Raw genomic sequence first — 25,873 nt, 5'->3', positions numbered from 1 at the left:
GAGAGCCGGGCGCTGGCTCAATCGCTCCCCAGCGTGAAGTACTCCGCTGCGAAATACCCGCACTGGTAGCCCAGCGCCGCCAGTGCCAGCCACAGGTGGCCCCGCCGGGTTTTCATCGTCATGCCCAACGCGGCAATGGCCAGCATCAGCACGGTATGCACCCAGTACGCCTGGCCCAGCATCTGCCAGCGGCTGTGGCCTTTGATCGCGGTGTCCACCAGGTCCAGCACGGTGATCAGCGCCAGCACCCCGAAGAATCCGCCGCGCCGCTGCAGCAGGTAGTTTTCCAGGCTGCCGAACTCGCGCACGTCGTCGGGGAACAGCAGGGTGCACAACATGAACCACGAGGCGCAGTAGCCGATGACGAACAGGTAGGTCTCGACGTTCCAGTGCCGCACCTCGCCCAGGCGGAACTCCCACCACCAGAAGGTGACCACCGACACCAGCGCCCACACTACCCAGCACAGGTGGATCCACGACCAGCCACGTCGTTTCGGGTGCTCGATGATCGAGGCCAGCCCGCGCAGCAGGGTGGTGATGCTCAGGCCCAGGATGATGCTGAGCACCACCCGGATATGCAGGTAGACCAGATCGCTGTCCATTGAGGCCCCCGTGGCTGGATTGCGCTGATGCTGCGCTGGGCGGGGTGGTCGGGTCGTGTAGGGCTTGGGTACGGCCCTGGTCAGGCAGCCGACCAACGGTCGGCTCTACCGGGGTGTGAACGGTGGATTTGTGCAGCCGACCAACGGTCGGCTCTACCGCGGGGTGTGAACGGTGGATTTGTGCAGCCGACCAACGGTCGGCTCTACCGGGGGTGTGAACGGTGATTTGTGCAGCCGACCAGCGGTCGGCGTTGCACGGGGGCGTTGGATTTCTGCAGCCGACCCGCGGTCGGCGTTACGGGCTGGGGGTCATCGCTTCTTTCTTACCAGCGCCGCCGAGGCGGCCAGCACGGCCCGGGTGAGCAGGGCCATTGTCTGCACATCGCCCTTCCAGTGCTGCCAGTACAGCGGCACGTCTTCCCACGCGCGCTGCTTCATGTAGACCAGCCGGCCAGCTTCCAGGTGGCGCTTGACCAGCGGCAGCGGGTTCATGGTCCAGCCCAGCCCGCCCAGGTTGGCCTGCACGAAGGCGCGGGTGGAGGGAATCCACCAGGTCGGGGCGGTCAGCGGCAGGTCCTCGCCGGCCAGGCGCCGGGCGAAGCGCGCCTGCAGGTCGTCCTTTCGGTTGAACACCAGCACCGGGGCCTGTGCCAGCGACTGCGCGTTGACCCCCTTGGAGAAGTGCTTTTCGTGGAAGGCCGGGGTGCAGGTGGCGGCATAGCGGATGCTGCCCAGCGCGTGGATCTGGCAGCCCTGCACCGGCTCATCCAGCGTGGTAACCGCGCCCAGCACCGCGCCCTGGCGCAGCAGCGCCACGGTGTGGTCCTGGTCTTCCAGGCGCAGGTCCAGGGTGGTCCCGGTCTGCGAGGCGAAGCTGCGCGCCGCCTCGGGGAACCAGGTTTCCAGGCTGTCGTGGTTCACCGCCACCGGGATGCTGGCCTGCGGCAGGTCTTCGTCGGCCAGGCCCATCCGGTGCAGGGCGTCGTGCTCGAGCAGGGCGGTCTGCTCGGCCAGCTGCACCAGCACCTGGCCCTCGGGGGTGGCCACGGCCGGCGAAGACCGCTTGACCAGCAGCCGTCCCACCCGGTCTTCCAGCGCCTTGATCCGCTGCGACACCGCCGAGGAGGTGACATTGAGCGACTGCGCGGCGCGCTCGAAGCTGCCCTCGCGGACCACGGCGGCAAGGGCGCGAAGCTGGGCGTGGTCGATCCGCATGGTCTTAAGCCTGGCTAATGGTGGTTAAGCAAGTTTAGCTCTACTTTTCCATGTTGCGGCGCGACAATATGCGCCATCCGGTGCTGTACGCCTTGGCGAGGCACCGCCCCCACAAGCAAGACAAGGCGGTATCCCATGTTCTCCTTCATCTCCGGCGGCCCCGGTCTGGCCGCGTGGTTCAGTGGTGCGGCAACCGGCATCGGCCTGTTCGCGGTGGTGGGTGCACAGAGCGCCTTCATCCTGCGCCAGGGCATCCTGCGCAAGCACATCGTGCCGGTGGTGGCCACCTGTGCGGCCATCGATGGCATCTTCATCTTCGCCAGCGTGGCCGGCCTGCGCACGCTGACCCAGGCGCTGCCGTGGCTGACCACCGTGGTGCTGTGGGGCGGCGTGGCCTTCCTGGCGTGGTACGCCTGGCAGTCGGCGCGGCGCGCGCTGGCCGGTGGCGGCGGCATGCACGTGGACGACGGCGACAGCACCTCGCGCCGCGCGGTGCTGATGTCGGCGGTCGGCTTCTCGCTGATCAACCCGCATTTCTGGCTCGACATGATGGTCATTGGCGGCATCGCCGAAAACTTCGGCAATGCGCGCATGGCCTTCGCGGCCGGCGTGTTCACCGCCAGTTGCCTGTGGCTGACCGCCCAGGGCCTGGGCGCGCGCCTGCTGGCCCCGCTGTTCACCAAGCCGAAGACCTGGCGCATCCTCGACGGCACCATCGCAGTGATCCTGTCGATCCTCGCCTTGACCCTCGCGTTCCGCGGCATGCATTGAACTCTCTCCTCAATGTATTCCTGGAGTGGCACCGCTTGCGGTGCCATTTTTTTTTCTCCCATCTGAGGGGAGCGTCTTGCAGCAAGGGCCGTCGCAGAGTGCGCACGACGCGACGCGGGTGGCCGGGTATGCAGGCGCCTATTGGATCGGCTGGCGTCTTCGATCAGGCTGGTCGCGAACGTGAGGACCCCGTAGCAGCCGGTAGGCCCCAGGTGCAAATGTCCCCCGGCCGCGGGGCGGCCTCCTCCTTTATTTCGCCCAGGGGCCTACCGGCTGTTACGGGGCTCAGCTTGCGGTGAGCAGGGGAAGCCAGGCTTTTCTGGCGCTGTCGGTGGGTCGGGCGCTGGGGTCCCATGCCCTTGGAGGCGAAATAAAGGGGGAGGGGGCGGCCGCAGGCCGACGCCGGAGGACATTCGCCGGAAAGGGCATGGGACCCCAGCGCCCGACCCACCGACGGCTGCGCCTGGAAAGCGTCAATGTACGCTTCTGCTTGCCCTAAGACGGGCGAAGAACCGTTTTTTGTCCCCATTCGAAGGGAGAAGCACCATCCTCCCAGGGCAAGAGCGACACCGCCTGCCGGAATTGACGCTCACTGGCACCCGCGCGGCGCTTACGCCTAGAATCGGCCACCCGGACAGGGTGTCCGGACGTACAGGGGATAAGGATGCGCACGACGACGTGGGTGGCGTTGATCGCCATGGGGATGCTGGCCGGGCAGGCCAGCGCAGTGGATCTGGAGCACTACCTCAAGCGTGACCAGTTCACCGATATCAAGATCTCGCCCGATGGCGAGTACTACGCGGCCACCGTGCCGATGGAAGACCGCACCGCACTGGCCATCCTGCGCCGCACCGACGGCAAGATCGTCGGCTCGTTCGTGCCGCCGCCCAAGAACCATGCCACCGCGTTCGACTGGGTCAACCGCGAGCGCGTCCTGATCGGCCTGGCCGAGAAAATGGGCTCGCTGGACCAGCCGCGCCTCACCGGCGAGCTGTACGCCATGAACGCCGACGGTGGCCGTGGCGAACTGCTGGTCGGCTATCGCGTGGAAGGCAGCGGTCCCGGCACGCGCATCCAGCCCAAGAAAGTCGAAACCGTGGCCGCCTTCATGTTCGATGAGCTGGCCCAGGACGACCGCAACGTGCTGGTCTCGATCTGGCCGTTCGCCGAAGACCCCTTCACCCGCGTTGATCGCCTCGACGTACAGAGCGGGCGTCGCACCACCATCGCCCGCTCGCCGGTGCGGCGCGCCGACTTCACCAGCGACAACGCTGGCCAGGTGCGGTTCGCCCACGGCGCCGGTGCCGACAACGTCAACAAGCTGTACTACCGCGAAGCCAGTGGCGACACCTGGAAGCTGGTCAACGACGAAGCGGTCAATGGCCGGATCGAACAGGCGATCGGCTTCTCGGCCGACAACAGCCTGGCCTACTTCACCAGCGAACAGGACAAGGGCCCCGACGTGATCGTGTCGTGGGACCCGGCCACCGGCAAGCGCACCCCGCTGCTGCGCGACCCGCAGGTGGACCCGAGCCGGATCATCCGCCGCCCCGGCACCTCGATTCCAGTGGGCGCGCTGTACCTGGGCGACAAGCCGCGCACCCGCTTCTTCGATGAAACCTCGGCCGACGCGCGCCTGTACCGCAGCCTCGAAGCGGCGTTCGGTGGCGATGCCATCTACATCACCTCCAGCACCCGCGACGGCAAGCAGCTGCTGGTCCAAGCGTGGTCCGGACAGAACCCCGGCGACTTCTACATCTTCAACACCGACGCCAAGAAGGCCGAGCACCTGATCAGCCGTAGCAGCTGGGTCGACGCTACGATGTCGGCCAAGGTCACCCCGGTGGCATTCAAGGCGCGCGATGGCTTGGACATCAACGGGTTCCTCACCGTGCCCGCTGGCAAGGCCGGCGCCAAGCTGCCGCTGGTGGTGCTGCCGCATGGCGGCCCGTTCGGCATCTTCGATGACGGCAGCTATGACATCGAACCGCAGCTGCTGGCCGCGGCCGGGTATGCGGTGCTGCAGGTGAACTTCCGCGGCTCGGGCAACTTCGGGCGTGCGTACCGCTCGGCCGGTGCGCGCCAGTGGGGCGGGGCCATGCAGGACGATGTCACCGACGCCACCCGCTGGGCGATCGCCCAGGGCCATGCCGACCCCGCGCGCATCTGCATCTACGGCGCCAGCTACGGCGGCTACGCCGCGTTGATGGGGGCGGCCAAGGAGCCGGCGCTGTACAAGTGCGCGGCCGGCTATGTGGGCGTATACGACCTGCCGATGATGTTCACCAATGGCGACATCCAGAGCCAGGGCTCGGGCGAAACCTACCTGAAGGAATGGCTGGGCAACCCGCAGCAGCTGGGCGCGATGTCACCGGTCAACCTGGCCGCGCAGATCAAGGTGCCGGTGTTCCTGGCGGCCGGCGGCGAAGACAAGCGCGCGCCGATCCAGCACACCAAGCGCATGGAAGCGGCCTTGAACAAGGCTGGTGTGCCGGTGGAATCGCTGTACTACCCGACCGAGGGTCATGGCTTCTACACCGACCCGCACCGCCGCGAGTACTACACCAAACTGCTGGCGTTCCTGTCCCGGCACCTGGGCGGAGAAACCGCCGCTGCCAGCAAGCCGGCCCAGCCCTGAGCCGACGCACAGCGCAGACACAACAACGGCACCGCGAGGTGCCGTTGTTGTTGATGGCCCCGCACGCGGCTTACTTCACCCCGTGCATCATCTTCTTCAGCAGCGGCGAACAGGCCAGCGCCACGGCCGCGCAGCCCAGGCCGATCCACATCAGCAGCCAGAACAGGTGTTCGTAGCTGGCGGCGGCGCTGGCGATGTTCATCGTCTGGCCTTCGGGCACTTCGATCGCGGCCAGCTTGCCGAACAGCGCGGCCAGCGTTTCGGAGAACGCCGTGGCCAGGAACCACGTGCCCATCATCAGGCTGACCACGCGCGGCGCAGCCAGCTGGGTCACCGCCGACAGGCCCACCGGCGACAGGCACATCTCGCCGATCTCCAGGATCAGGTAGGCCAGTACCAGCCACCACACGCTGGCCATCTGCCCGGTCGCGCCCACCTGCTGCGCAGCCAGTGCCAGCGGCACGAACGACAGCGCGGCGAAGATCAGCCCGAACGACGACTTCACCGGCTTGGACGGGTCCAGCCGACGCCGGTCCAGCCAGGCCCACAACGTGGCGAACAAGGGCGCCAACACCACCAGGAACAACCCGCCCAGGTAGGTCAGCGAACCGGCGGTCTGCGGAATCACCAGGCAGTCGCGGACCAGCATCACCAGCATCAGCACGACGATGCCGACGAACAGGTTGCGCGGTGCCGTCGAGCCGGGGTTGCGCTCGGACAGCCGTGCCGCCACCACGAAGCCCAGCGGCGCCAGCAGCAGCGAGGCGATCGACCACGGCAGCGGCGTGCCGCCCTGGATCACCAGCGACGGCACCAGGTCCTTGGTCAGCAGGCGGTCGGTGAAGGTCACCCACGAACCGTAGGTCTGCTCGTACAGGGTGAAGAACACCAGCGCCATGAAGATCAGCGCCATCAGCGCGATCATCTGCTGGCGCTGCACCGGCGTGCAGCGGGTGCCGGTGAACCAGGCGAACCACACCAGCACGCCGCCCAGCACCACGATCATCAACATCAGCGCCAGGCTGATTTCACCGCCCAGCGCGAACGCGCCATTGGCCGCGGCCCACATCAGCGCTGCCACCGGCACCACCCCGAGCACGGCCACCGCATAGATCAGCCATTCGCGGCGGATGCCCAGCACGCGCTGGCGCAGGGCGGGCACGTCGGTGGGCTCGGCGTGGCCCTGCAGGTACTTCTGGCCCCACAGGAACATGCCCAGGCCGATCACCATGCCGATCCCGGCGGCACCGAAGCCGTACTTCCAGCCGTAGGCCTCGCCAAGGAAGCCACACACCAGCGAGGCGAACAGCGCACCCAGGTTGATGCCGGCGTAGAACAGCGAGAAGCCCGAATCGCGGCGCGGATCGTTTTCCGGGTACAGCTTGCCGACGATGGTGGAGATGTTGGGCTTGAGGAAGCCTACACCCATGATGATCAGCGCCAGCGACAGATAGGTGATGCCCAGCGCGGCGTCATCGCGGACCACCGCGCCATCGACGCGGACGGCGGCATGCCCTTCGAACGCCATGCCCAGGTGCCCCAGCACCAGCAGCACGCCGCCGAACACCACCGCCTTGCGCATGCCCAGCCAGCGGTCGGCCAGCAGGCCGCCGAACACCGGAATGCAGTACACCAGCCCGCCATACGCCCCCAGCAGGTCCAGCCCGGCCTTGTCGCCGAACAGGTGGTACTTGGTGAGGTACAGCAGCAGCAGCGCCTTCATGCCGTAGAACGAGAACCGCTCCCACATCTCGGTGAAGAAGCAGACGTAGACGCCCTTGGGATGGCCGAGGAAGTCGTCGGTAGCGGTGGACGTGGCGGAGGCGGGCAGGGCGGCTGCGGTCATCGAGGGATCGGGCAGGGCGGACAAGGGGGCGAGTATAGGCCGGGGGCGAAGGGACAGCCGTGCCGCGTCTGGCCGCTCCGCCGTGGTGGTGTCGGCCGCTCCGCTCCCGTAGTGCCGGGCGCTCCGCTCTCGTACTGCCGCCCGCTCCGCTCTCGTAGTGCCGGCCGCTCCATTGTCGTAGTGCCGGCCGCTGGCCGGCAGCCTCACCATCCCGGCATCGCGCGCTTACAGATAGCGAAGCCAGGCCAGATCCCGCCGCCGCGCCTTGAACCGCGCGAATGTTCTGGTCGGCCAGTACAGCGCCAGTGCCAGCACCGCGGTGATCACCCACAGGCTCGCTACGTGGTCCACGGCGAAATACGCGCCGTGGGTGTGCCCCCAGCGGGCTTCGGCCAGCACATACAGCAGCTTCAGCACGTACAGGTGCAGCAGGTAGAAGAACATCGGGGCCGCGCCGATGTCGGCCAGCGGCGCCAGCGCCCGGGCCACGCGCGGCTGCTCGTACAGGCGCAGTAACAGCAGGCCGATGCCCAGGGTCAGCAGCAGGAACAGCAGCGACGGCGGGTACTTGGTGACATTGAAGACGCTCATCAGCGTGCTGCCAAATGTGGCGAAGGACTGCCACGGGCTGTCGCCGTAAAGGTTCACCGCCCGCAGGATGACGAACGCCAGCAGCGCACCGGCGCCGGCCATCCACAGGCGACGCTGGCGCAGGAGGGCATCGCCGCCGCGCGCGAACCACGGCCCGATCACCCAGCCCAGGGCAATGACGCCGATCCACGGCAGCACCGGGTAGGAGGTGCGCAGGCGCAGCCCGTCGGTCACAGCGATCCAGTCGCGCTGGTGCAGCACCTTCCACAGCACGGCCAGCGCCCCGTCGCCCTGCACGCGGACGCCATCGAGCAGGTTGTGCCCGGCAATCACGGCCAGCGCCAGCACCGCCAGCAGCCCGCGTGGCAGCCACAGCAGCCCGGCCAGCGCGATCATGCTGATACCGATCGCCCAGATCACCTGCAGGTACATCACGCTGGGCGGAAACTGCAGCGTCCACGCGAAGTTGACCACCAGCAGTTCCAACACCACCAGGAACAGGCCGCGCTTGAGCAGGAAGGACGACGCGGCCCGGCGCCCATCCGGCTTGCCACTGGCGTACAACCAGGCCGACAGGCCGGTGAGCAGCACGAACACCGGCGCACACAGATGCGCCAACAACCGGCTGACGAACAGCGCCGGCTCGACCTGGTCCACCGCCATCGGGTCGCCGACCTGCTGGTGCATATGGAAGGTTTCGCGCACGTGGTCGAGCAGCATCAGCACGATGACGGTGCCACGCAGCTGGTCGATGGAGGTCAGGCGGGAGGTGGGGGGATACGTCACAGCAGCGCCAGTTGCTCGGTGCGATAGGATATAACATAACTAAAGTGGACGGGCCCGGCCTTGGACGTTGCCGAGTCCGGCGTGTCGCGGCTGCGGCGGCACGCGTAGGTCAACAGGGGCCTCGATCGGGTGGTGCAAGGTTGCCGGCCAGCGGCCGGCACTACTGGACTTGCCCGTACATGAACGCTAGCGTGGCAGGGATTTTTTGCCATCAGGGGCATCCATGAACAACGACGCTGCGCCCAAGCAGCTCACCCTCCGCGCGGTGGTGCTTGCCATCGTGCTGGCGGTGGTGCTGTCGGCCGCCAACGCCTATCTCGGTCTGTTCGCAGGCCTGACTATCGCCACCGCGATTCCCGCGGCCGTCATCTCCATGGGCGTGCTGCGCCTGCTGGGCGGTGGCACCATCCTTGAAAACAACATCGTCCAGACCGGCGCTTCGGCCGGCTCGTCGATCGCCGCCGGTGTCATCTTCACCATCCCCGCGCTGGTGATCATGGGCTACTGGCCGGACTTCAAGTATTGGTGGGTGCTGGGCATCGCCGGCCTCGGTGGCCTTCTGGGCGTGCTGTTCTCGGTGCCGCTGCGGCGTTCGATGATCGTCGAAGACCCGCTGCCCTTCCCGGAAGGCAAGGCGGCCGCCGAAGTGCTCAAGGCCGGTGAAAACCCCGGCCCGGGCCTGAAGATCCTGGCCGTGTCGGCCGTGATCGGTGCGTTCGTGAAGGTCGCTGCCGCCAGCGGCATGCGCCTGATTCCCGATGCCTGGGCGCAGTCGGCCTACATCGGCAGTTCCAAGATCACCGCCTTCATCGGCACCAACCTGTCGCCGGCGCTGCTGGGCGTGGGCTACATCGTCGGCCTCAACGTCGGCATCGTGGTGGTGTCCGGCTCGATCCTGTCCTGGCACATCGCCATTCCGCTGTACCAGGCGTTCTTCATGGACAGCGACCCGGCGCTGGCCGCCTCGATCGTCAGTGCGTCCTCCACCGATGCGGCCTTTGCGATCTGGAGCGCCAAGATGCGTTACCTCGGCGTCGGCGCGATGCTGATCGGCGGCGTGTGGACCCTGATTTCGCTGCGCAAGTCACTGCTCAGCGGCGTCAAGAGCGGCTTTGCCGCCGCGCGCAAGAGTGGCGGTCCGGCCCTGGCCGAGACCGAGCGCGACCTGCCCATGAAGTGGATGCTGGTGGCGCTGGTGGTGTTCACCCTGCCGCTGCTGGCGCTGTATCAGGCCATCGTGGGCCAGTGGCACGTGTCGATCCCGATGACCATCATCATGATCGTCGCCGGCTTCCTGTTCGTCTCGGTGTCGGCCTACCTGGCCGGCCTGATCGGCTCGTCCAACAACCCGGTCTCGGGCATCACCATCTCCACCATCCTGTTTGCCTCGGCCGTGCTGGTAGTGCTGCTGGGCAAGAGCGGCCTGACCCCGGTCGGCGTGGGCGGTGCCCCGCTGGGTGCGGTGGCGGCCATCATGATCGGCGCGGTGGTGTGCTGCGCCGCCGCGGTCGGCGGTGACAACCTGCAGGACCTCAAGGCCGGCTACATCGTCGGTGCGACCCCGTGGAAGCAGCAGTTGATGCTGGGCATCGGTGCGTTCTCGTGCGCATTGATCATGGCGCCGGTGCTGAACCTGCTGGCCACCGCGTACGGCATCGGTGCGCCGACCGCCGCGCACCCCAACGCGCTGGCGGCGCCGCAGGCCAACCTGATGGCCTCGGTGGCCAAGGGTCTGTTCGGTGGCCAGTTGCCGTGGACCTTCATCGCCATCGGTGCGGGCATCGGTGCGCTGATCATCGCCTTCGATGGCTGGCTGAAGTCGCGCGGTTCCCGTTTCCGCGTGCCGGTGCTGGCCGCAGCGATCGGCATCTACCTGCCGCTGGAGCTGATGGTGCCGATCTTCCTGGGCGGCCTGATCTCCTACCTGGTCGAGCGCTTCCACAAGGTGCGTGCCGAGGACGAAGAAGGCCGCGACCGCGTGCACAAGCCGGGCGTGCTGTTCGCCGCCGGCCTGATCACCGGTGAAGCGCTGATGGGTATCGCCATTGCGATCCCGATCGTGCTCAGCGGCCGCGCCGATGTGCTGGCCTTGCCGTTCGCCCTGCCGGGTGCCGACTGGATCGGCCTGGCCGTGCTGTTCCTGGTGGGCTGGCTGATCTACCGCACCGGCAAGCGGTCCGGCGGCAAGGTCTGACCGACTGGTGTGATGCCCGACAAACCCCGCCCCGGCGGGGTTTGTCGTTTCCGGGCGGCGCCATGACCGATGGCCTTTGCAACGGCTACCCCCTCGGCCCTACCATCGGCGTTTTGCCGTTCCGCGGAGAACCCGATGAAACTTCGTTACGCCCTGCTGCCGTTGTGCCTGCTGACCGCACTGCCGTCGCTGGCCGCCACGCGTGGCCTGGATGTGCGCGACATGATCGCGCTGGATCGGGTTTCGGCCCCGCTGCTCACCGCCGACGGTGGCAACGTGGTGTTCGCCAAGCGCGTGGTCGGCGCCGACAGCAAGGCCAGCACCGGCCTGTTCATCCGCAACCTGCGCACCCGCGACGCCGCCCCGCCCAAGCCGCTCACCCCGGCCGGCTGGAACGTCAACTCGGCCGCGCTGTCGGCCGACGGCCAGAGCGTGTACTTCCTGAGTGCCAAGGGCGGCAGCCAGCAGCTGTACGTGCAGCCGATCAGCGGCGGCACCCCGCGCCAGCTGACCGATTTCCCGGTCGACGTGGACGGCTTCCACATCTCCCCGCAGGGCGACCGCGTGGTGTTCAGCAGTGGCGTGTTCCAGGCCTGTGGTTCGGACCTGGCCTGCACCAGCAAGAAGCTGGACGCGCACAAGGCGCGCAAGAACACCGGCGAAGTGTTCGACAACCTGTTCGTGCGCCATTGGGACACCTGGAACGATGGCCGCCGCAACACCCTGTTCGTCGCCCCGCTGCCGGCGGCCAAGGGCGCGGCGGTGAAGGGCGCCTCGGCGATCAGTGCGACCCTGGATGGCGATGCGCCGTCCAAGCCGTTCGGCGGCAATGACGACTTTGCCTGGGCACCGGACGGCAAGACCGTGGTGGCGTCCATCCGCGTGGCCGGTAAGCAGGAACCGTGGTCGACCAACTTCGACCTGTACCAGCTGGACGTGGACGGCAAGCAGGCGCCGGTCAACCTGACCGCCGCCAACCCGGCCTGGGATGCCGGCCCGGTGTTCAGCGCCGACGGCAAGACCCTGTACTACCGCGCCATGAAGCGCCCGGGCTTCGAAGCCGACCGCTTCGGTGTGATGGCGCTGGACCTGGCCACCGGCAAGACCCGCGACATTGCCCCGACCTGGGACCGCTCGGCCGGCGAGATCGTGCTGAGCGCCGACGGCAGCAGCTTCTACACCGCCGCCGATGACCTCGGCGAGCATCGCCTGTTCAACATCGACATCGCCAGCGGCAAGGCCACGGTCGTCGCCGAGGGCGGCAGCATCGGCTCGCCGGTGATCGCCGGCACCACCCTGGCGTACACGAAGAACAGCCTCAAGAGCGGTGACCAGATCGTGGTGGCCGGCGCCGACGGCAGCAGCCCGCGCGAGATCACCCCGAGCGCGGCGCAGATGCTGCCCGACGTGGCCTTCGGCGATTACGAGCAGTTCCAGTTCAAGGGCTGGAACAACGAAACCGTGCACGGTTACGTGGTCAAGCCGTACAACTACCAGGAAGGCAAAACCTACCCGGTGGCCTTCCTGATCCACGGCGGCCCGCAGGGCAGCTTCGGCAATGGCTGGAGCTATCGCTGGAACCCGCAGACCTATGCGGGCCAGGGCTACGCGGTGGTGATGATCGACTTCCACGGGTCCACCGGCTACGGCCAGGCGTTCACCGACGCGATCAGCCAGCACTGGGGCGACCGCCCGCTGGAAGACCTGCAGAAGGGCTGGGCCGCGGCGCAGAAGCAGTACGCCTTCCTCAACGGCGACAAGGCCTGTGCGCTCGGCGCCAGCTACGGCGGCTTCATGGTCAACTGGATCGCCGGTAACTGGAATGCGCCGTGGAAGTGCCTGGTCAACCATGACGGCGTGTTCGACCAGCGCATGATGGGCTACGCCACCGAAGAGCTGTGGTTCACCGAGTGGGAGCAGGGCGGCACGCCGTACCAGAAGGCGGCCAACTACGAGAAGTTCAATCCGGTCAACCACGTGTCCGACTGGAAGAAGCCGATCCTGATCATCCACGGCCAGCTCGACTACCGCATTCCGGTCGAACAGGGCCTGGCCGCGTTCACCGCCGCACAGCGCCAGGGCATCGAGTCCAAGTTCCTGTACTTCCCGGACGAGAACCACTGGGTGCTCAAGCCGCAGAACAGCGTGCAGTGGCACGACACCGTCAACGGCTGGCTGAAGCAGCACATCGGCGAATAAGCCGGATGGACGCGCCGCCCCATGGGGCGGCGCTTCTTCATGGCACCGGGTCTCGTTGGCCGCGGTATCACCGGTGATCGGCCGCGGTGTAGCCGGTGATCGGCCGCGGTATCACCGGTGATCGGCGGCTGTGTAGCCGGTGATCGGCCGCGGTGTAACCGGCCATCGTCGGCGGTGTAACCGGTAGAGCCGACCGTAGGTCGGCTGCCGTAAAAGAGCAGCCGACCAACGGTCGGCTCTACCGGTGATTGTTTTCCCGAAACGTGTGGAATCGCACGCCCCTCCTCCAGGTACTCCACACCCGTGAAAGCTCCCGCCCTGATCCAGAACGACATCGTCGTCTTCGGCCTGATCGCCGCCACCCTCGGGGCCGTGTTCTGGACCGCCTCGCGCGAGCAGGGGCTGTGGAAGCGCTTCTATACCGTCGTGCCGGCGTTGCTGCTGTGCTACCTGATCCCGGGCATCTACAACACGTTCGGGCTGATCGACGGCCAGAACACGCACCTGTACAACCCGATCGCCCGCGACATCCTGTTGCCGGCGGCGCTGGTGCTGCTCACCCTGGCGGTGGACATCAAGGGCATCCTGCGGCTCGGGCCGAAACTGATCGTGATGTACCTGGGCGCGTCCTTCAGCATCATGCTGGGCGCGGTGGTGGCGTTCCAGTTGATGAAGTGGCTGCACCCGGACACGGTGGCCGGCGACACGTGGGCCGGCATGGCGGCGCTGGCCGGCAGTTGGATCGGCGGCGGCGCGAACATGCTGGCGATGCGCGAGGTGTTCGACGTCAACGCCACCACGTTCGGCCAGTTCGCGGTGGTGGACGTGGGCGTGGGCTATGTGTGGATGGCGGCGCTGATTTTCCTGGCCGGGCGGTCGGCGAAAATCGATGCGCGCAGCGGGGCCGATACGTCGGGCATCGACGAGCTGAAGCTGCGTATCGAGAAGTTCCGCAGCGAGCATGAGCGGGTGGCGAGCCTGACCGATCTGATGCTGATCGTGGCAGTGGCCTTCGGCACGGTGGGGCTGTCGCACGCGATCGCGGGGCCGCTGTCGGCGTGGTTCAAGGGCCATGTGTCCTGGGCGTCGCAGTTCAGCCTGGACGCGCCGTTCGTGTGGGTGGTGGTGATTTCCACGACGTGCGGGTTGGCGTTGAGTTTCACGCGCGCGCGCAACCTGGAAGGGGCGGGGGCGTCGAAGCTGGGCTCGCTGCTGCTGTACTTCCTGATTGCCTGCATCGGGATGCAGATGGATCTGCTGGCGCTGCTGGACCGGCCGTGGCTGTTCCTGCTCGGCATCATCTGGATCGCGGTGCACATCGTGTTGCTGTGGGCATTGGCGCGGGTGCTGAAGGTGCCGTTCTTCTACTTCGCCATTGGTTCGCAGTCCAACATCGGCGGGCCGGCGTCTGCGCCTGTTGTTGCGGCGGCCTTCCATCCTTCGCTTGCGCCTGTTGGGGTGCTGCTGGGGACGATGGGGTATGCCACTGGGACGTATCTGGCGTACATCGTGGGCATCACCCTGCGCGCGATGGCGGGGCAGGGCTGATCCGGGTAGTGCCGGCCGCTGGCCGGCAATCTCCTGGACAAGTGACGCATCGCCTGGTTGCCGGCCAGCGGCCGGCACTACCGGGGATCAAGGCCGCCAGGAATGACCGCGCGTGCGGATTTACGCAGGAAGAAGGCCGCGTTCGAGCAACCACGCTTTGGCATCTTCCGCATCCTGCTCGAACCGCTGCGCCTGTTGTTGCGGCGACCTTCCATCCGTCGCTCGCCCCGGTTGGGGTGCTGCTGGGGACGATGGGGTATGCCACTGGGACGTATCTGGCGTACATCGTGGGCATCACCCTGCGCGCGATGGCGGGGCAGGGCTGATCCGGGTAGTGCCGGCCGCTGGCCGGCAATCTCCTGGACAAGTGACGCATAGCCTGGTTGCCGGCCAGCGGCCGGCACTACCGGGGATCAAGGCCGCCAGGAATGACCGCGCGTGCGGATTTACGCAGGAAGAAGGCCGCGTTCGATCAACCACGCTTTGGCATCTTCCGCATCCTGCTCGAACCGCGCCGAGTGAACACCTTGGCGCCTACAGGGTTGGCGCGTCGCCACGCGCCCAGGACTAACCGCGCGTGCGGATTTACGCAGGAAGAAGGCCGCGTTCGATCAACCACGCTTTGGCATCTTCCGCATCCTGCTCGAACCACGCCCGGGTGGAACCGAGGCGGTACGTATACCCCCACGCGTCCATGTCCAGCATCAGGCGGTCGCTACCCACGCCGGGCAGTTGCCCGGCCAGCACGATCTGCAGGTAACAGGTGGCGTCTTCTTCGGGGACCGAATCGGTGGCGTCGGTGTGCACCAGCGCGCGTCGCTCCGGTGGCAGCACGATCAGGTGGCAGGCCTCGTGCAGCATCGAGTGCACCGGCGTGTCGTCGCGCACGTACACATCGCTGCCGATGATGCCCGCCTCCGGCTCGCCCCAGTAACTGCCTGGAATCGGCGCGGCGGCGGCTACCCGGTGCAGCCGCAGGTCGTGCGCGGCAAGCAGGGCAACGGCATCATCAAAGTGGATATCGCCGACGCAGGTAACCTGCACATCGGCGGCGGCAACGTCGGTCGTCATGGCATGCATTCAACCGCCCCTCCCGTCCGGAAGGGGCGACAAGGCTCAGGGCTGCTGCGGGCCTTCCGGCAAGGCGACGGAAATATCGAGCACATCGTGCTCCCCGTCCTTCACCAGATCGACCTTCACCGCATCCGCGTCGATGTTCACGTACTTCTTGATCACTTCCAGCAGCTCACGCTGCAGAAGCGGCAGGTAGTCTGGGCCACCGCGATGGCTGCGCTCCTGCGCAATGATGATCTGCAGGCGGTTCTTCGCCGTTTCGGCCGTCGTCTTCTTCCGGTTCAGGAAATCGAACAGTCCCATGCTTACCCTCCGAACAGCTTGCTGAAGAAGCCTTTCTTCTCCACGGTGGTGAAGCGCATCGGACGCTCTTCGCCAAGAATGCGGCCAACCGCATCTTCATACGCCTGGCCCGCCGCCGATTCGGGGTCCAGGATCACCGGCTCGCCCTTGTTGGACGCATTGAGCACGTCGCCCGACTCGGGCACCACGCCAATGGCCTTCAGGCCCAGCACTTCCTCAACGTCGGTGATGCTCAGCATCTCGCCACTTTCCACCCGGGCCGGGCTGTAGCGCGTGAGCAACAGGAACGCCGGCACGTTCTGGCCCGACTCGGCCTTGTGCGTCTTCGAGTCCAGCAGCCCGATGATCCGGTCCGAGTCGCGTACCGACGACACTTCCGGGTTCACCACCACCACCGCACGGTCGGCGTAGTACATCGCCAGGAACGCACCCTTCTCGATACCGGCCGGCGAGTCGCAGATGATGTACTCGAAACCGTCCGCGGCCAGGTCCTTCAGCACCTTGCCCACGCCTTCCTGGGTAAGCGCATCCTTGTCGCGCGTCTGCGAGGCTGCCAGCACGTACAGGTTGTCGAAGCGCTTGTCCTTGATCAGCGACTGCTTGAGTGTCGCTTCGCCGTGCACCACGTTCACGAAGTCGTACACCACCCGGCGCTCGCACCCCATGATCAGATCCAGGTTGCGCAGGCCGACGTCGAAGTCGATCACCGCCACCTTCTTGCCGCGCCGCGCCAGGCCGCATGCCAGGCTGGCGCTGCTGGTGGTCTTGCCCACGCCGCCCTTGCCGGAAGTGACTACGATGATTTCAGCCAAAGGACTTCTCCTGATTCATATGGTTGGGCGCCGGATCAGTCCAGCGCCGCGATCTTGATCTGGTCCTGCTCCAGCCACACCTGCACGGCCTTGCCGCGCAGCGTGTCCGGAACATCGTCCAGTACCTTGTAATGGCCGGCAATGGCGACCAGTTCAGCATGGAATTCACGGCAGAAGATACGTGCCGTGGTGTTGCCTTGGGCACCGGCCAGGGCACGGCCCCGCAGCGTACCGTAGATATGGATGCTGCCATCGGCGATCACCTCGGCCCCGGCGCCCACCGTGGCCATCACCGTCAGGTCGCAGTTCTCTGCGTACAGCTGCTGGCCCGAGCGCACGTTGCTGGTCTGCATGCGGCCCGGCTGCGGTGCCTTGGCCGGGGTGGCAGGTACGGCGGCCGGCGTGGCCGCGCGTGCACGCCGTGCCGGTTCCGGCGCAGGCGCAGGCGCAGGCGCAGGGGCGGGCGGCGGCGGGGCGACCGGGACCGCGTCCAGCTCGGCGCGTTCGTACTGCGCGCGGAACTTGGCCAGCAACGGCAGCCCCAGCTGCTGCGAGAGCAGCTCGGTCTCGGTGGTGCCGTAGGCCAGCGCCACCGGCAGCACGCCGGCGCTGCGCAGCCCATCCAGCAGTGCCTTGGCCGTGGCCACGTCCGGGATCTGGCTGAGCCCGCCGAAATCCAGGATCACCGCGGCGCGCCCGAACAGCTTCGGCGCACGCGCCACGCGGTCGTGCATCTCGCGGGTGAGGCGTTCCACATCCAGGGTGCGGATGCGCAGGTTGGCAATCCCCACCTGGCCGATCTTCAGTTCACCGGCCTGTTCAAAATCCATGTTCGCCGCCACCTCAGGTCCCCGTCGGCCGGTGCGCACGCAGCGGCTCGCGACGATGGCCCACCCAGGGCACGTCGGGCAGCTGGTCGCCGTAGGTAGCGTGTACCCACTGGTAACTGCACAGGTCCTTGAGCAGCATGCTGGCGCGCACGTCGACGTGGGCCATGTTGTTCTGCCCGACCTCGCGGAAGCCGAAGCTGCCATGGAACAGCAGCGCCGCGTCGGCGCCGTGGTCCAGGAACACCTCGCAGGTCATCTGCGGGTAGCGCAGCTCGGCGTAGCTCTGTGCATCGGCATAGAACGCACGGCCGACGCCACCGCCGCGACGGCGGCTGGCGACCACGATGCGGTCGATATAGAAGAATTTGCTGTCCAGCTGCTGCTGGAACCAGGCGAAGTTGCTGCTGTCGTGCTGGCTGTCGCTGCCGAAGCCGATCAAAAAGCCGGCCAGGTTGCCGTCGCGCTCGGCGACGCGGAAATACTCAGCGGTTTCATAGAACAGGCGCAGGCGGGCGGCATCCAGCGGCAGGATGGCCAGGCCGGCGTTGTTGTTCAGGGCCAGGACGGAATCGAGCTCGTGCTCGCGCACGTCGCGGATGACAATCGACATTGTGACTCCGTGGGGTAACGCGGTTGGTCCATCAAGGGACCCTCATCGGATTATTGCACGGGTGGCGGGCCCGGGCGAATCGCCGCCCATGACTTATGTGGGAGTGCAGGGGCGCAGGTTCAGCCTAAGATGCGTCCATGTTGGGATACCTGAGCCAAACCCGAGTACTGCGACTGGCCGGCCTGTTCACCTGGGTCATGGTCGGCCTGCCCGTGGTCTATTCCCAATACGAGTCGCTGCTGCGCCACCGCGGCGACGGCCTGGACAGCTGGGCGGTCTGGCTGTTCACCGCCTACCTCACCTTCGGTGCCTGCTACTTCTGGCTGACCCGCGGCCTGCGCGATGGCGGCGGCCATTCGGCCTGGTACGACCGGGTGGTGCTGCTGCTGCTCACCACCTCGGCGCTGGGCGTGAGCTACCTGAGCGGGTCGGGCCTGGGCAGCATCCTGATGATGGTGGCCGCCGGGGTCATCCCCTGGATGCTGCAGGTGCGCGGCGGGGTCCTGTGGCTGTTGCTCAGCCAGCTGGCGGTGCTGCCGGTGTACTACCTGATCCTGCGCATGCCGCTGTTCGAGGCGCTGATGCAGTCGCTGCTGTATGGCGGGTTCTCCATGTTCATCTTCGTGACCAGCCTGGTCGCGCGGCAGCAGACCGACGCCCGTGAAGAACAGCGCCGGCTCAACACGGAGCTGCGCGCCACCCGCGTGCTGCTGGCCGAGAGCGCCCGGGTCAACGAGCGCACCCGCATCTCGCGGGAACTGCACGACCTGCTGGGCCACCACCTCACCGCGCTCAGCCTGAACCTGGAAGTGGCCGGCCACCTCACCGACGGCCAGGCCCAGGAGCATGTGCACCAGGCCCATACCCTGGCCAAGCTGCTGCTCACCGACGTGCGCGAGGCGGTCAGCCAGATCCGCGACAGTGGCGCCATCGACCTGGCCGCCGCGCTGCGCCCGCTCACCGAACAGGTGCCGTCGCTGGCCATCCACCTGGACATCGCCGAACCGCTGAACGTCGAAGACCCCGAGCGCGCCCATGTGCTGCTGCGCTGCACCCAGGAAATCATCACCAACGCGGTGCGCCACGCCAACGCGCGCAACCTGTGGATCCAGGTCCGGCGCGAAAGTGGCGGCGAAGTGGTCATTCAGGCGCATGATGACGGGGTGGGCGCGGACGGCATCGTGGTCGGCAATGGCCTGCGCGGCATGCGTGAACGCTTGTATCAATGTGGCGGTGAGCTGCAGATTGAAACCCGCCGGGGTCAGGGCTTCCGCCTGCGCGCCTCGGTTCCCGGCGCGCCAGTGCTGATGCTGGCCCCCGTTACTTGAGGAGTTCGTTGATGATTCGCGTCTGCCTGGTCGACGACCAAACCCTGGTGCGGCAGGGGATCCGCTCGCTGTTGGCGCTCGACGACGGGATAGAAGTGGTCGCCGAGGCCGCCGACGGCCGCCAGGCGGTCGAGGTGGTCCCGCAGATCCGTCCGGACGTGGTGCTGATGGACATGCGCATGCCGGTGATGTCCGGGCTGGAGGCGCTGCAGATGCTGTCCCGGCTGGGCCAGCTGCCCCCGACCATCATCCTGACCACCTTCGACGACGACCAGCTGGTGCTGGCCGGGCTCAAGGCCGGTGCCAAGGGCTACCTGCTCAAGGACGTCACCCTGGAACAGCTGGTGGGCGCGATCCGCACCGTGGCAGACGGCGGTTCGCTGGTGCAGCCGGCGGTGACCCAGCGGCTGCTGTCCGGGCTGGAACACATGCGCAATGAATTCGTCAGCCTGGACCGGCCGGACCCGCTGACCGACCGCGAGACCGAGATCCTGCGGCTGATGGCCAGCGGTTTCTCCAACAAGGAGATCGCCAATTCACTGGGCGTGGCCGAGGGCACGATCAAGAACCACGTGTCCAACATCCTGTCCAAGCTGGGCGTCCGCGACCGCACCCGCGCGGTATTGAAGGCCTTCGAGCTGCAACTGGTCTGAGACCGCGCCAGGGCCACCGGCGAGCCGTTGCCGGTGGTCTTTGTGCAATATCCTGAATATGCGCCGGATCCCTTGTGCCACAAGGGCTGCGCGCCGAGAAACGGCCCATTCGGCCGAATCCGGCAAAGAAATATTCCCGAACCGCTACGTGCTGACACGCGCGATACGTTATCGTTCCGCTCCTTGTCTATGCAAAACCGCTGCCGGCATGGAAACCGGTGCGCCAATCCTGATCTACAACACCCGCGAAGCCTGCTAGGATTGGCGCTTCGCTTCAATCAACCCGGCCGTGGGATCGGCCCCGGAGACTTCTGAATGACCCGTATTATCGAGTTCCTGATCGCCTTGGGGATCGTGGCTGGCCTGTTCGTCATCATTGGCGTATGTCTGCCGGGCGAGCGCCATATTTCCGAAAGCATCGAGACCAACCGCAAGATGACGATCGTGTTCGACACGGTCAACAGCCTGCGCCGCTTCAAGGACTGGAACCCGCTCGTACTGCGCGATCCCGCCGTTGAACTGAAGCTCTCCGGCCCTGCTGCCGGCGTTGGCGCACGTCTGGATTATTCTTCCAAGGAAAGCTCGTTGGGCCAGGGCAGCTGGGAGATCACCGAGTCGGAGAAGAACAAGCTGGTGTCCATCGCCATCGAGGACCCGACCAAGGGCCACGACAAGAAGACCAGCTTCACCCTGGAGCCGACCGGCAAGGGTGGCCGCAACGTCAAGATCACCCAGGACTACAGCATCAAGTACGGCTTCAACCTGTTTGGCCGTTACGCGGGTCTGTATGTCAGCCGTCACGTCGGTGACGACCTGAAGCTGGGTCTGTCGCGCATGGCCAACATGCTGGCCACCGTGCCCAACATCGACTACCGCACCGCCGAAGCCCCGCTGACCGATCTGGCCATCGTGGACGTCCCGGTTGAAGACCTGCTGGTGGTCACCGCCGGCAACGTCGATCGCGGCCAAGAGACCATCACCAAGTCCATCAAGGACAACCAGGAGTGGATCAAGCGCGTGATGGAGGCCAATGACCTCGAAGCCGCCGGTCCGTTCCGCATCATCACCACCGATTTCGGCGCCGAGAAGTACGCCTTCGACGTGGCCCAGCCGGTCAAGAAGAAGGGCACCCAGGGTGCTGCTGCTGATGCCCTGACCGTCAAGATCGACGCCGGTGCCCCGGTGAAGTACGTGCACGTCGCTCCGCACCGTTCGGCCCACGCGGCCTACACCGGCCACATGGCTGGCCTGGACATCGCCCGCAACGCCCTGCGTGCGTGGTCAGTGACCAACGGCAACGAAGTGATCGACCGTCCGTACGAGTCCTGGAAGGACGGCGTGGACAAGTCGTTCACGCCGGAAGGCACGTACGACATCTACTGGGCCGTCAAGTAATCCGACGGTCACCGGTGATGTAACGCACGACGAAAAACGCGCCGCTCCTTGCGGCGCGTTTTTTTTTGCTCCGCCCGCGGAGCATTCATCGAAGGATGCCCGCATGCTCAACCTGGAACGACGCGCACGCAAACCCTCCCTGCTGGCCTGCTTCGGCGGCCTGCTGGCCGCCACCGCCGTGGGCCTGTCGGCCTACGCCTCACATGGCATCGCCGACCCGTTGGCACAGTCGCACGTGACCACCGCCGCGCTGTACGCGTTCGGCCACGGGGTGGCCCTGGCGGTGCTCGGGCCCACCCAGCAGAACAGCCTCGGCAAGCTGGCGCTGTATGTGCTGCTGATCGGCACGCTGCTGTTCTCCGGCAGTCTGGTGGCCGGGGCGTTGTGGAAGCTCAGTACGCAGTTGGCGCCGGTCGGCGGCACCGCACTGATGCTGGGCTGGCTGGCGTACGGCCTGAACGCGCTGCGCCGCTGACATGCCACGCTTCGCTCGCGGCTTCGACGTAGCGGAGGCACACGCCTGGCTGAGCCGGCGCGACCGCCGCCTGGGCACGTGGATGAAACGGCTGGGTCCGATTGATGCCCAGCCCGGCTGGGCCAAGCGCTTCGACCCGGTCGATGCGCTGGCGCGCGCGATCCTGTTCCAGCAGCTCAGCGGCAAGGCGGCCTCGACCATCGTAGGGCGGGTAGAGGTGGCCATTGGCAGCCAGCGCCTGCATGCCGATACGCTGGGCCGCATCGACGACGCCGCGTTGCGCATCTGCGGGGTGTCGGGCAACAAGGCACTGGCGCTGCGCGACCTGGCCCGGCGCGAAGCCGACGGCCAGATTCCCGACCTGCGCCGGATGTCGGTGATGGGGCACGACGCGATCATCGACGCGCTGGTGCCGATCCGCGGCATCGGCCGCTGGACCGTGGAGATGATGCTGATGTTCCGCCTGGGCCGCCCGGACATCCTGCCCATCGACGACCTGGGCATCCGCAAGGGCGCCCAGCGCGTGGACAAGGCCGAGACCATGCCCACCCCGAAGGAACTGCAGGCGCGCGGCGAGAAGTGGGGCCCGTACCGCACCTACGCCAGCCTGTACCTGTGGCGCATCGCCGATTTCAGCGCGGACGCCAAAGAAGCAACCAACCGCTCGCAGGACTAGACCAACCGGTAGTGCCGGGCTCTGCCCGGCAACGCAACCTCGTAGCGCCGGGCGCTGCCCGGCAACGCAACCCCGTAGCGCCGGGCGCTGCCCGGCAACGCAACCTCGTAGTGCCGGGCGCTGCCCGGCAACGCAACCTCGTAGTGCCGGGCGCTGCCCGGCAACGCCACGCCAGCAAAAAAGCAGCCGGGCAGAGCCCGGCTCTACGCGGCAACGCCATGCCAGGCCAAGAGCAGCCGGGCAGAGCCCGGCTCTACGCGGCCATGCCAGCCCAGCGCAGCCGGGCATACGACTCAGCCCACCGGGCTTCAAGCACGCCAGCACCAATGCCAAGGCTCGTAAACGATGCCGTGCGGGTTGTCGCGCGGGTAGCTCAGCTGGAAGCCGAACCGCCCCGCGTTGTCCTGCAGCCACGCAAACGCGGCGGTGTGTTCGAAACTCTCTTCGGCCGGCGGTTCGTCGGGGGTGCCGATATCCAGCGCGAAACCGCTGTGGTGTTCGCTGTAGCCGGGGGCGGCATTGACCTGCAGGATGTCGGCCACGGCCAGCCCGCGCGCGCGCTTGCGCTCGAAAATGCCCAGCTGATAGGCATGGCTGCGGTAACCGGAGATCGCATCCAGCGCGACGCCCTCGGCGGCGGCCGCCAACCGCAGCCGCTGCCAGCCGCGTGCGGCAGATCGGCGCAACCACAGCGGCCGCCGGTAGCGATCAAACCCGGCCAGGTGCAGTTGCGCCGGCTCGGCCTCCAGCGCCAGCCCGGTAGCGGCTTCATAGCCGTCTGCATCAATGTCCAGCTGCGCCAGCCGTTGCTGCAGGCCGCTCAGTGGCAGCAGCGTGCTGTCGGCCACCGCGCGGCGGCCAGAGGCCAGCGCCTGCTGGTCCAGCGCGTCGAGCGCGGCTTCAATGCCGTCCTCGCGCATCAGGCGCGGCACCAGGGGCAGCACGCCGTGCGCGGTGGCAACGGCCAGGTAGCGGCCATCGCGCTTGCGCCGCAATACCCAGCGCGCCTGGGCCAGCGCGCGCGCGTCGGCGTTGCTGCGTGCACGCAGCAGGCCGCCGGGCCACAGTTCGATGTCGGCGGTGTTGATCAGCAGGGCAGGGGGGCGGCGCATGCGACCAGCTTAGTGCGTGCGCCCAGGCGCGGCCAGCGCCTGCAGGGCCGCCAGCAGCTCGCGGGGCTTTTCCGGGCTGAGCACCAGCACGCTGCCATCGCGCAGCGGCAGATACAGCACGCGGCTGGCATCGGTGAGCAGGCAGAACGCCTTGCGCCGGTCACGCATGCGGTAGTGCCCGGACAGGAAGCCAGGCATGCCGTAGCCGTTGGTCTTCACCATCGGCTTGAGGCTGCCATGCTCGGCCAGGTCCACCACCCGGGCCTGGTCCAGCTGCAGGGCGTCCACCGCCACCCGCTTGCGATAGAACGTGGACACCACCTCCAGTTCGCGACCCTGCAGGTGGATGCGGCGGCGGAAGAACGCCGCGCTCAGCACCGCCGTGAGCACCGCCAGGAACGGCAGCGTCAGGCCCAGTTCGTGCGGGGTGCGTTGGGCCGACTGCAGCGTGGTGGCCACGATCACCGCCGCCACGGCCAGCATCGGCACCCACAGCCACAGCAGGCGCCAGACAGGCGCCGGGGCCACGGCAAAGGCGGCGTCGGTCGCGCGCGCCACACTCATGGCTGCGCCGCTATCCACGCGGCGACATCGTCGATCAGCGCCGGCAGCACGTGGCCCGGCCGGCTGTACTCCTGCAGCGACCCCGGTCCTTCGCCGGCGATGCCGAGGTGGTTCAACGGCGGGTAGTGCTTGAAGCTGACCTGGCGCTGGCGGGCCAGGCCGCGCTGCCACAGCTGCCAATCGGTCTCCACCACCTGGAAGTCACGGCCGCCCTGCAGCAACAGCATCGGCAGCGTCGACGCCCGGGCATCGGCGACCGGATCGATCGCCTCGAATGTGCGCCAGTAGTGGGCCGGCATGCGCAGCGGCAGGTCGGCCGGGGCCACGTCGGCATCACTGCGGGCCGCGGCGATCTGGCGGTCCAGCGTGTCCAGGAACACGTGTTCGTCGGCGCTGATCTGGCCGTCCAGCCCGAGCAGATAGCGGTTCTGTTCGGGCAGCAGGGTCAGCAGCGACCGGGCCGGTGCCGCCCACAGGATCAGCCCGGCCACCTTGCCCGATTGCGCGGCGATGCGCGGCGCCAGCATCCCGCCCTGGCTGTGCCCCATGACGTAGACATGGCGCGGATCGATCCCGCGCTGGGCGGCCAGCGTCGCTACGGCGGCGACGGCGTCGTGGGTGGTCTCATCGTCCACGGTGTAGCGGTTGCCGCTGAAATCCTGCGGCCGCACGCGGCTGCGCTTTTCGTAGCGCAGTACCGCGATGCCCTGGGCGGCCAGGCCGCGCGCCACGTCCAGGAACGGGCGGTTGGCACCGATGGTTTCATCCCGGTCCTGTGGTCCGGAGCCGTGTACCAGCACCACCGCGCGCACCGGGTCGTCGCCCTGCGGCCGGGCCAGCGTGCCGGGCAGGGTGCCCGTGGCGGTCACCACGTCCAGCGGCACTTCGGTGTAGGGGGCATCGGCCGGTACCGGTGGCGCGGCGGCAGGCTCGGCGGGCTTGAAAAACAGCCCGGCGATACGGCCCTGGTCGTCTACCACCACGGTGGCCGCAATGGTGCCGGCGGCAAACTGCAGCGGTTGCGTCACCACGTCGGGGCGGTGACTTGTGGAGATGACCTCCGCTGCGCCGCGGCCACGGGGTTCGCCGAACGATTGCCACAGGGCCAGCAAGCCGGGCGCGGGGGCGGCTTTGGCCATTTCCGGGGTGAACATCGCCACGGCGGCGGCACCGTCACCGGCTTGCAGATGGTCGAGCAGCCGGGTAGCCACCTCCTGGGGTGGCGTGGCGGCCGAGGCGGCAAAGGCCAGCGTGGACAACAGCAGTGCAGCACCGCGCCAAAGCAGGGCGACCACCTCAGGCCTCCTTCTTGAACATCAGCACCGCCACGCCCATCGGCTGGGTCTGCAGCACGTTCACCAGCTCCCAGCCGAGTTGGCCGTGGCGGTTGAGTTCGGTCTGCAGCTCATCGGACTTCACCCCGGTCCACGACGGCTTTACTTCGACAGTCAGGTAGCTCCAGCGCTTGCTCATTCCTTGCTCTCCTTGCTCGACTCGGGTTTGGGAAGGCGTCCAGCCTTGCGCAGTGCATCGCGCAGGACGTACTCGATCTGCGCGTTGGCGCTGCGCAGTTCGTCATCGGCCCAGCGCTGCAACGCCGCCAGGATGTCGGCGTTGATCCGCAGCGGGTAGGCTTTCTTCTCGCTCATGG

24 protein-coding genes and 1 pseudogene are annotated in these 25,873 nt (G+C 67.2%); 11 read left to right on the top strand and 14 right to left on the bottom strand.

Going from position 1 to position 25,873, the window contains the following annotated elements; genetic code table 11:
• Nucleotides 1–17: 17 nt before the first annotated feature.
• Nucleotides 18–602 carry a hypothetical protein gene (locus tag AC6CHL_RS18080; protein ID WP_498295630.1) on the bottom strand — a complete coding sequence of 195 codons (585 nt, stop codon included), beginning with the start codon at nucleotides 600–602 and terminating at the stop codon, nucleotides 18–20.
• Nucleotides 603–911: 309 nt separating this feature from the next.
• Nucleotides 912–1,817 carry a LysR family transcriptional regulator ArgP gene (locus AC6CHL_RS18075; RefSeq protein WP_137188886.1) on the bottom strand — a complete coding sequence of 302 codons (906 nt, stop codon included), beginning with the start codon at nucleotides 1,815–1,817 and terminating at the stop codon, nucleotides 912–914.
• Between the two features lie 135 nt (nucleotides 1,818–1,952).
• Here AC6CHL_RS18075 and AC6CHL_RS18070 point away from each other — a divergent pair, with 135 nt between their 5' ends.
• Together AC6CHL_RS18070 and AC6CHL_RS18065 are read left to right on the top strand one after the other, a co-directional pair.
• A complete protein-coding gene (locus tag AC6CHL_RS18070) occupies nucleotides 1,953–2,588 on the top strand; it encodes a LysE/ArgO family amino acid transporter (protein ID WP_038689752.1) in 636 nt (211 codons plus the stop codon).
• A 664-nt stretch (nucleotides 2,589–3,252) separates the two neighbouring features.
• Nucleotides 3,253–5,226 (top strand): alpha/beta hydrolase family protein, encoded by a 1,974-nt coding sequence (locus tag AC6CHL_RS18065; protein ID WP_498295628.1) that lies wholly within the window; start codon nucleotides 3,253–3,255, stop codon nucleotides 5,224–5,226.
• Nucleotides 5,227–5,296: 70 nt separating this feature from the next.
• Here the strand turns inward: AC6CHL_RS18065 and AC6CHL_RS18060 are convergent, their stop codons facing one another.
• Both AC6CHL_RS18060 and AC6CHL_RS18055 read right to left on the bottom strand, forming a co-directional pair.
• Nucleotides 5,297–7,072 carry a peptide MFS transporter gene (locus tag AC6CHL_RS18060; RefSeq protein WP_448133223.1) on the bottom strand — a complete coding sequence of 592 codons (1,776 nt, stop codon included), beginning with the start codon at nucleotides 7,070–7,072 and terminating at the stop codon, nucleotides 5,297–5,299.
• A 225-nt stretch (nucleotides 7,073–7,297) separates the two neighbouring features.
• Complete coding sequence (locus tag AC6CHL_RS18055) at nucleotides 7,298–8,449, bottom strand: acetyltransferase domain-containing protein (protein WP_498295626.1); 1,152 nt, start codon at nucleotides 8,447–8,449, stop codon at nucleotides 7,298–7,300.
• A 223-nt stretch (nucleotides 8,450–8,672) separates the two neighbouring features.
• Here AC6CHL_RS18055 and AC6CHL_RS18050 point away from each other — a divergent pair, with 223 nt between their 5' ends.
• The 4 genes and pseudogenes from AC6CHL_RS18050 to AC6CHL_RS18035 all read left to right on the top strand — a co-directional run.
• A complete protein-coding gene (locus tag AC6CHL_RS18050; protein WP_498295624.1) occupies nucleotides 8,673–10,643 on the top strand; it encodes an OPT family oligopeptide transporter in 1,971 nt (656 codons plus the stop codon).
• Between the two features lie 135 nt (nucleotides 10,644–10,778).
• Nucleotides 10,779–12,842: a dipeptidyl-peptidase 5 gene (locus AC6CHL_RS18045; protein WP_498295623.1), complete on the top strand. Its 2,064-nt coding sequence runs from the start codon at nucleotides 10,779–10,781 to the stop codon at nucleotides 12,840–12,842.
• Nucleotides 12,843–13,145: 303 nt separating this feature from the next.
• Nucleotides 13,146–14,390, top strand: coding sequence for a DUF819 family protein (locus AC6CHL_RS18040; RefSeq protein ID WP_448133226.1), 1,245 nt, complete (start codon nucleotides 13,146–13,148; stop codon nucleotides 14,388–14,390).
• Nucleotides 14,391–14,575: 185 nt separating this feature from the next.
• Nucleotides 14,576–14,716, top strand: a pseudogene (locus AC6CHL_RS18035) (DUF819 family protein); the annotation flags it as partial.
• 259 nt (nucleotides 14,717–14,975) lie between these two features.
• Here the strand turns inward: AC6CHL_RS18035 and AC6CHL_RS18030 are convergent.
• Genes AC6CHL_RS18030 through AC6CHL_RS18010 form a run of 5 tightly spaced genes read right to left on the bottom strand, consistent with a single transcriptional unit; the run spans nucleotide 14,976 to nucleotide 18,019 of the window.
• Nucleotides 14,976–15,461: a hypothetical protein gene (locus tag AC6CHL_RS18030; RefSeq protein ID WP_498295621.1), complete on the bottom strand. Its 486-nt coding sequence runs from the start codon at nucleotides 15,459–15,461 to the stop codon at nucleotides 14,976–14,978.
• A gap of 45 nt (nucleotides 15,462–15,506) precedes the next feature.
• Nucleotides 15,507–15,767: a cell division topological specificity factor MinE gene (gene minE, locus AC6CHL_RS18025; protein ID WP_017355894.1), complete on the bottom strand. Its 261-nt coding sequence runs from the start codon at nucleotides 15,765–15,767 to the stop codon at nucleotides 15,507–15,509.
• A gap of 2 nt (nucleotides 15,768–15,769) precedes the next feature.
• Nucleotides 15,770–16,579 carry a septum site-determining protein MinD gene (gene minD / locus AC6CHL_RS18020; RefSeq protein ID WP_038689737.1) on the bottom strand — a complete coding sequence of 270 codons (810 nt, stop codon included), beginning with the start codon at nucleotides 16,577–16,579 and terminating at the stop codon, nucleotides 15,770–15,772.
• A 35-nt stretch (nucleotides 16,580–16,614) separates the two neighbouring features.
• Nucleotides 16,615–17,409 carry a septum site-determining protein MinC gene (gene minC, locus AC6CHL_RS18015; RefSeq protein ID WP_463600574.1) on the bottom strand — a complete coding sequence of 265 codons (795 nt, stop codon included), beginning with the start codon at nucleotides 17,407–17,409 and terminating at the stop codon, nucleotides 16,615–16,617.
• Between the two features lie 13 nt (nucleotides 17,410–17,422).
• Complete coding sequence (locus AC6CHL_RS18010; protein ID WP_038689735.1) at nucleotides 17,423–18,019, bottom strand: GNAT family N-acetyltransferase; 597 nt, start codon at nucleotides 18,017–18,019, stop codon at nucleotides 17,423–17,425.
• Between the two features lie 137 nt (nucleotides 18,020–18,156).
• Between AC6CHL_RS18010 and AC6CHL_RS18005 the strand changes: the two genes are divergently transcribed.
• The 5 genes from AC6CHL_RS18005 to AC6CHL_RS17985 all read left to right on the top strand — a co-directional run bounded on the left by AC6CHL_RS18005 (nucleotide 18,157) and on the right by AC6CHL_RS17985 (nucleotide 22,546).
• Nucleotides 18,157–19,347, top strand: coding sequence for a sensor histidine kinase (locus AC6CHL_RS18005; protein ID WP_038689733.1), 1,191 nt, complete (start codon nucleotides 18,157–18,159; stop codon nucleotides 19,345–19,347).
• A gap of 11 nt (nucleotides 19,348–19,358) precedes the next feature.
• Entirely contained in the window at nucleotides 19,359–20,000 is a 642-nt protein-coding gene (locus tag AC6CHL_RS18000; protein WP_038689731.1) for a response regulator, read from the top strand.
• A gap of 315 nt (nucleotides 20,001–20,315) precedes the next feature.
• Nucleotides 20,316–21,395, top strand: a complete 1,080-nt coding sequence (locus AC6CHL_RS17995) for a polyketide cyclase (protein WP_038689730.1) — start codon at nucleotides 20,316–20,318, stop codon at nucleotides 21,393–21,395.
• 103 nt (nucleotides 21,396–21,498) lie between these two features.
• On the top strand, nucleotides 21,499–21,870 hold the full coding sequence (locus tag AC6CHL_RS17990) for a DUF423 domain-containing protein (RefSeq protein WP_038689728.1): 372 nt from the start codon (nucleotides 21,499–21,501) through the stop codon (nucleotides 21,868–21,870).
• A gap of 1 nt (nucleotide 21,871) precedes the next feature.
• Entirely contained in the window at nucleotides 21,872–22,546 is a 675-nt protein-coding gene (locus tag AC6CHL_RS17985; protein ID WP_498295620.1) for a DNA-3-methyladenine glycosylase family protein, read from the top strand.
• Nucleotides 22,547–22,854: 308 nt separating this feature from the next.
• On the opposite strand, the gene AC6CHL_RS17980 is transcribed toward AC6CHL_RS17985, so the two are convergent.
• From AC6CHL_RS17980 to AC6CHL_RS17960, 5 genes are read right to left on the bottom strand one after another with little or no spacing between them, the layout of a single operon-like run.
• The gene (locus AC6CHL_RS17980) at nucleotides 22,855–23,658 is read right to left on the bottom strand and encodes a M15 family metallopeptidase (RefSeq protein WP_498295619.1); all 804 of its coding nucleotides are present in this window, start codon (nucleotides 23,656–23,658) and stop codon (nucleotides 22,855–22,857) included.
• A 9-nt stretch (nucleotides 23,659–23,667) separates the two neighbouring features.
• Nucleotides 23,668–24,222, bottom strand: a complete 555-nt coding sequence (locus AC6CHL_RS17975; RefSeq protein ID WP_498295618.1) for a PH domain-containing protein — start codon at nucleotides 24,220–24,222, stop codon at nucleotides 23,668–23,670.
• A complete protein-coding gene (locus AC6CHL_RS17970; protein ID WP_498295617.1) occupies nucleotides 24,219–25,517 on the bottom strand; it encodes an alpha/beta hydrolase in 1,299 nt (432 codons plus the stop codon). Before AC6CHL_RS17970 ends, AC6CHL_RS17975 begins: the two co-directional genes overlap by 4 nt.
• Nucleotide 25,518: 1 nt before the next feature.
• Nucleotides 25,519–25,695, bottom strand: coding sequence for a DUF4177 domain-containing protein (locus AC6CHL_RS17965; RefSeq protein WP_498295615.1), 177 nt, complete (start codon nucleotides 25,693–25,695; stop codon nucleotides 25,519–25,521).
• Nucleotides 25,692–25,871, bottom strand: a complete 180-nt coding sequence (locus AC6CHL_RS17960; RefSeq protein ID WP_038689718.1) for a type II toxin-antitoxin system antitoxin — start codon at nucleotides 25,869–25,871, stop codon at nucleotides 25,692–25,694. The genes AC6CHL_RS17965 and AC6CHL_RS17960 overlap by 4 nt, the downstream gene beginning before the upstream one ends.
• Between the last annotated feature and the right edge of the window lie 2 nt (nucleotides 25,872–25,873).

It is taken from the genome of Stenotrophomonas sp. GQ19, assembly GCF_059758695.1.
This window is presented reverse-complemented; position numbering and strand designations above follow the sequence as displayed.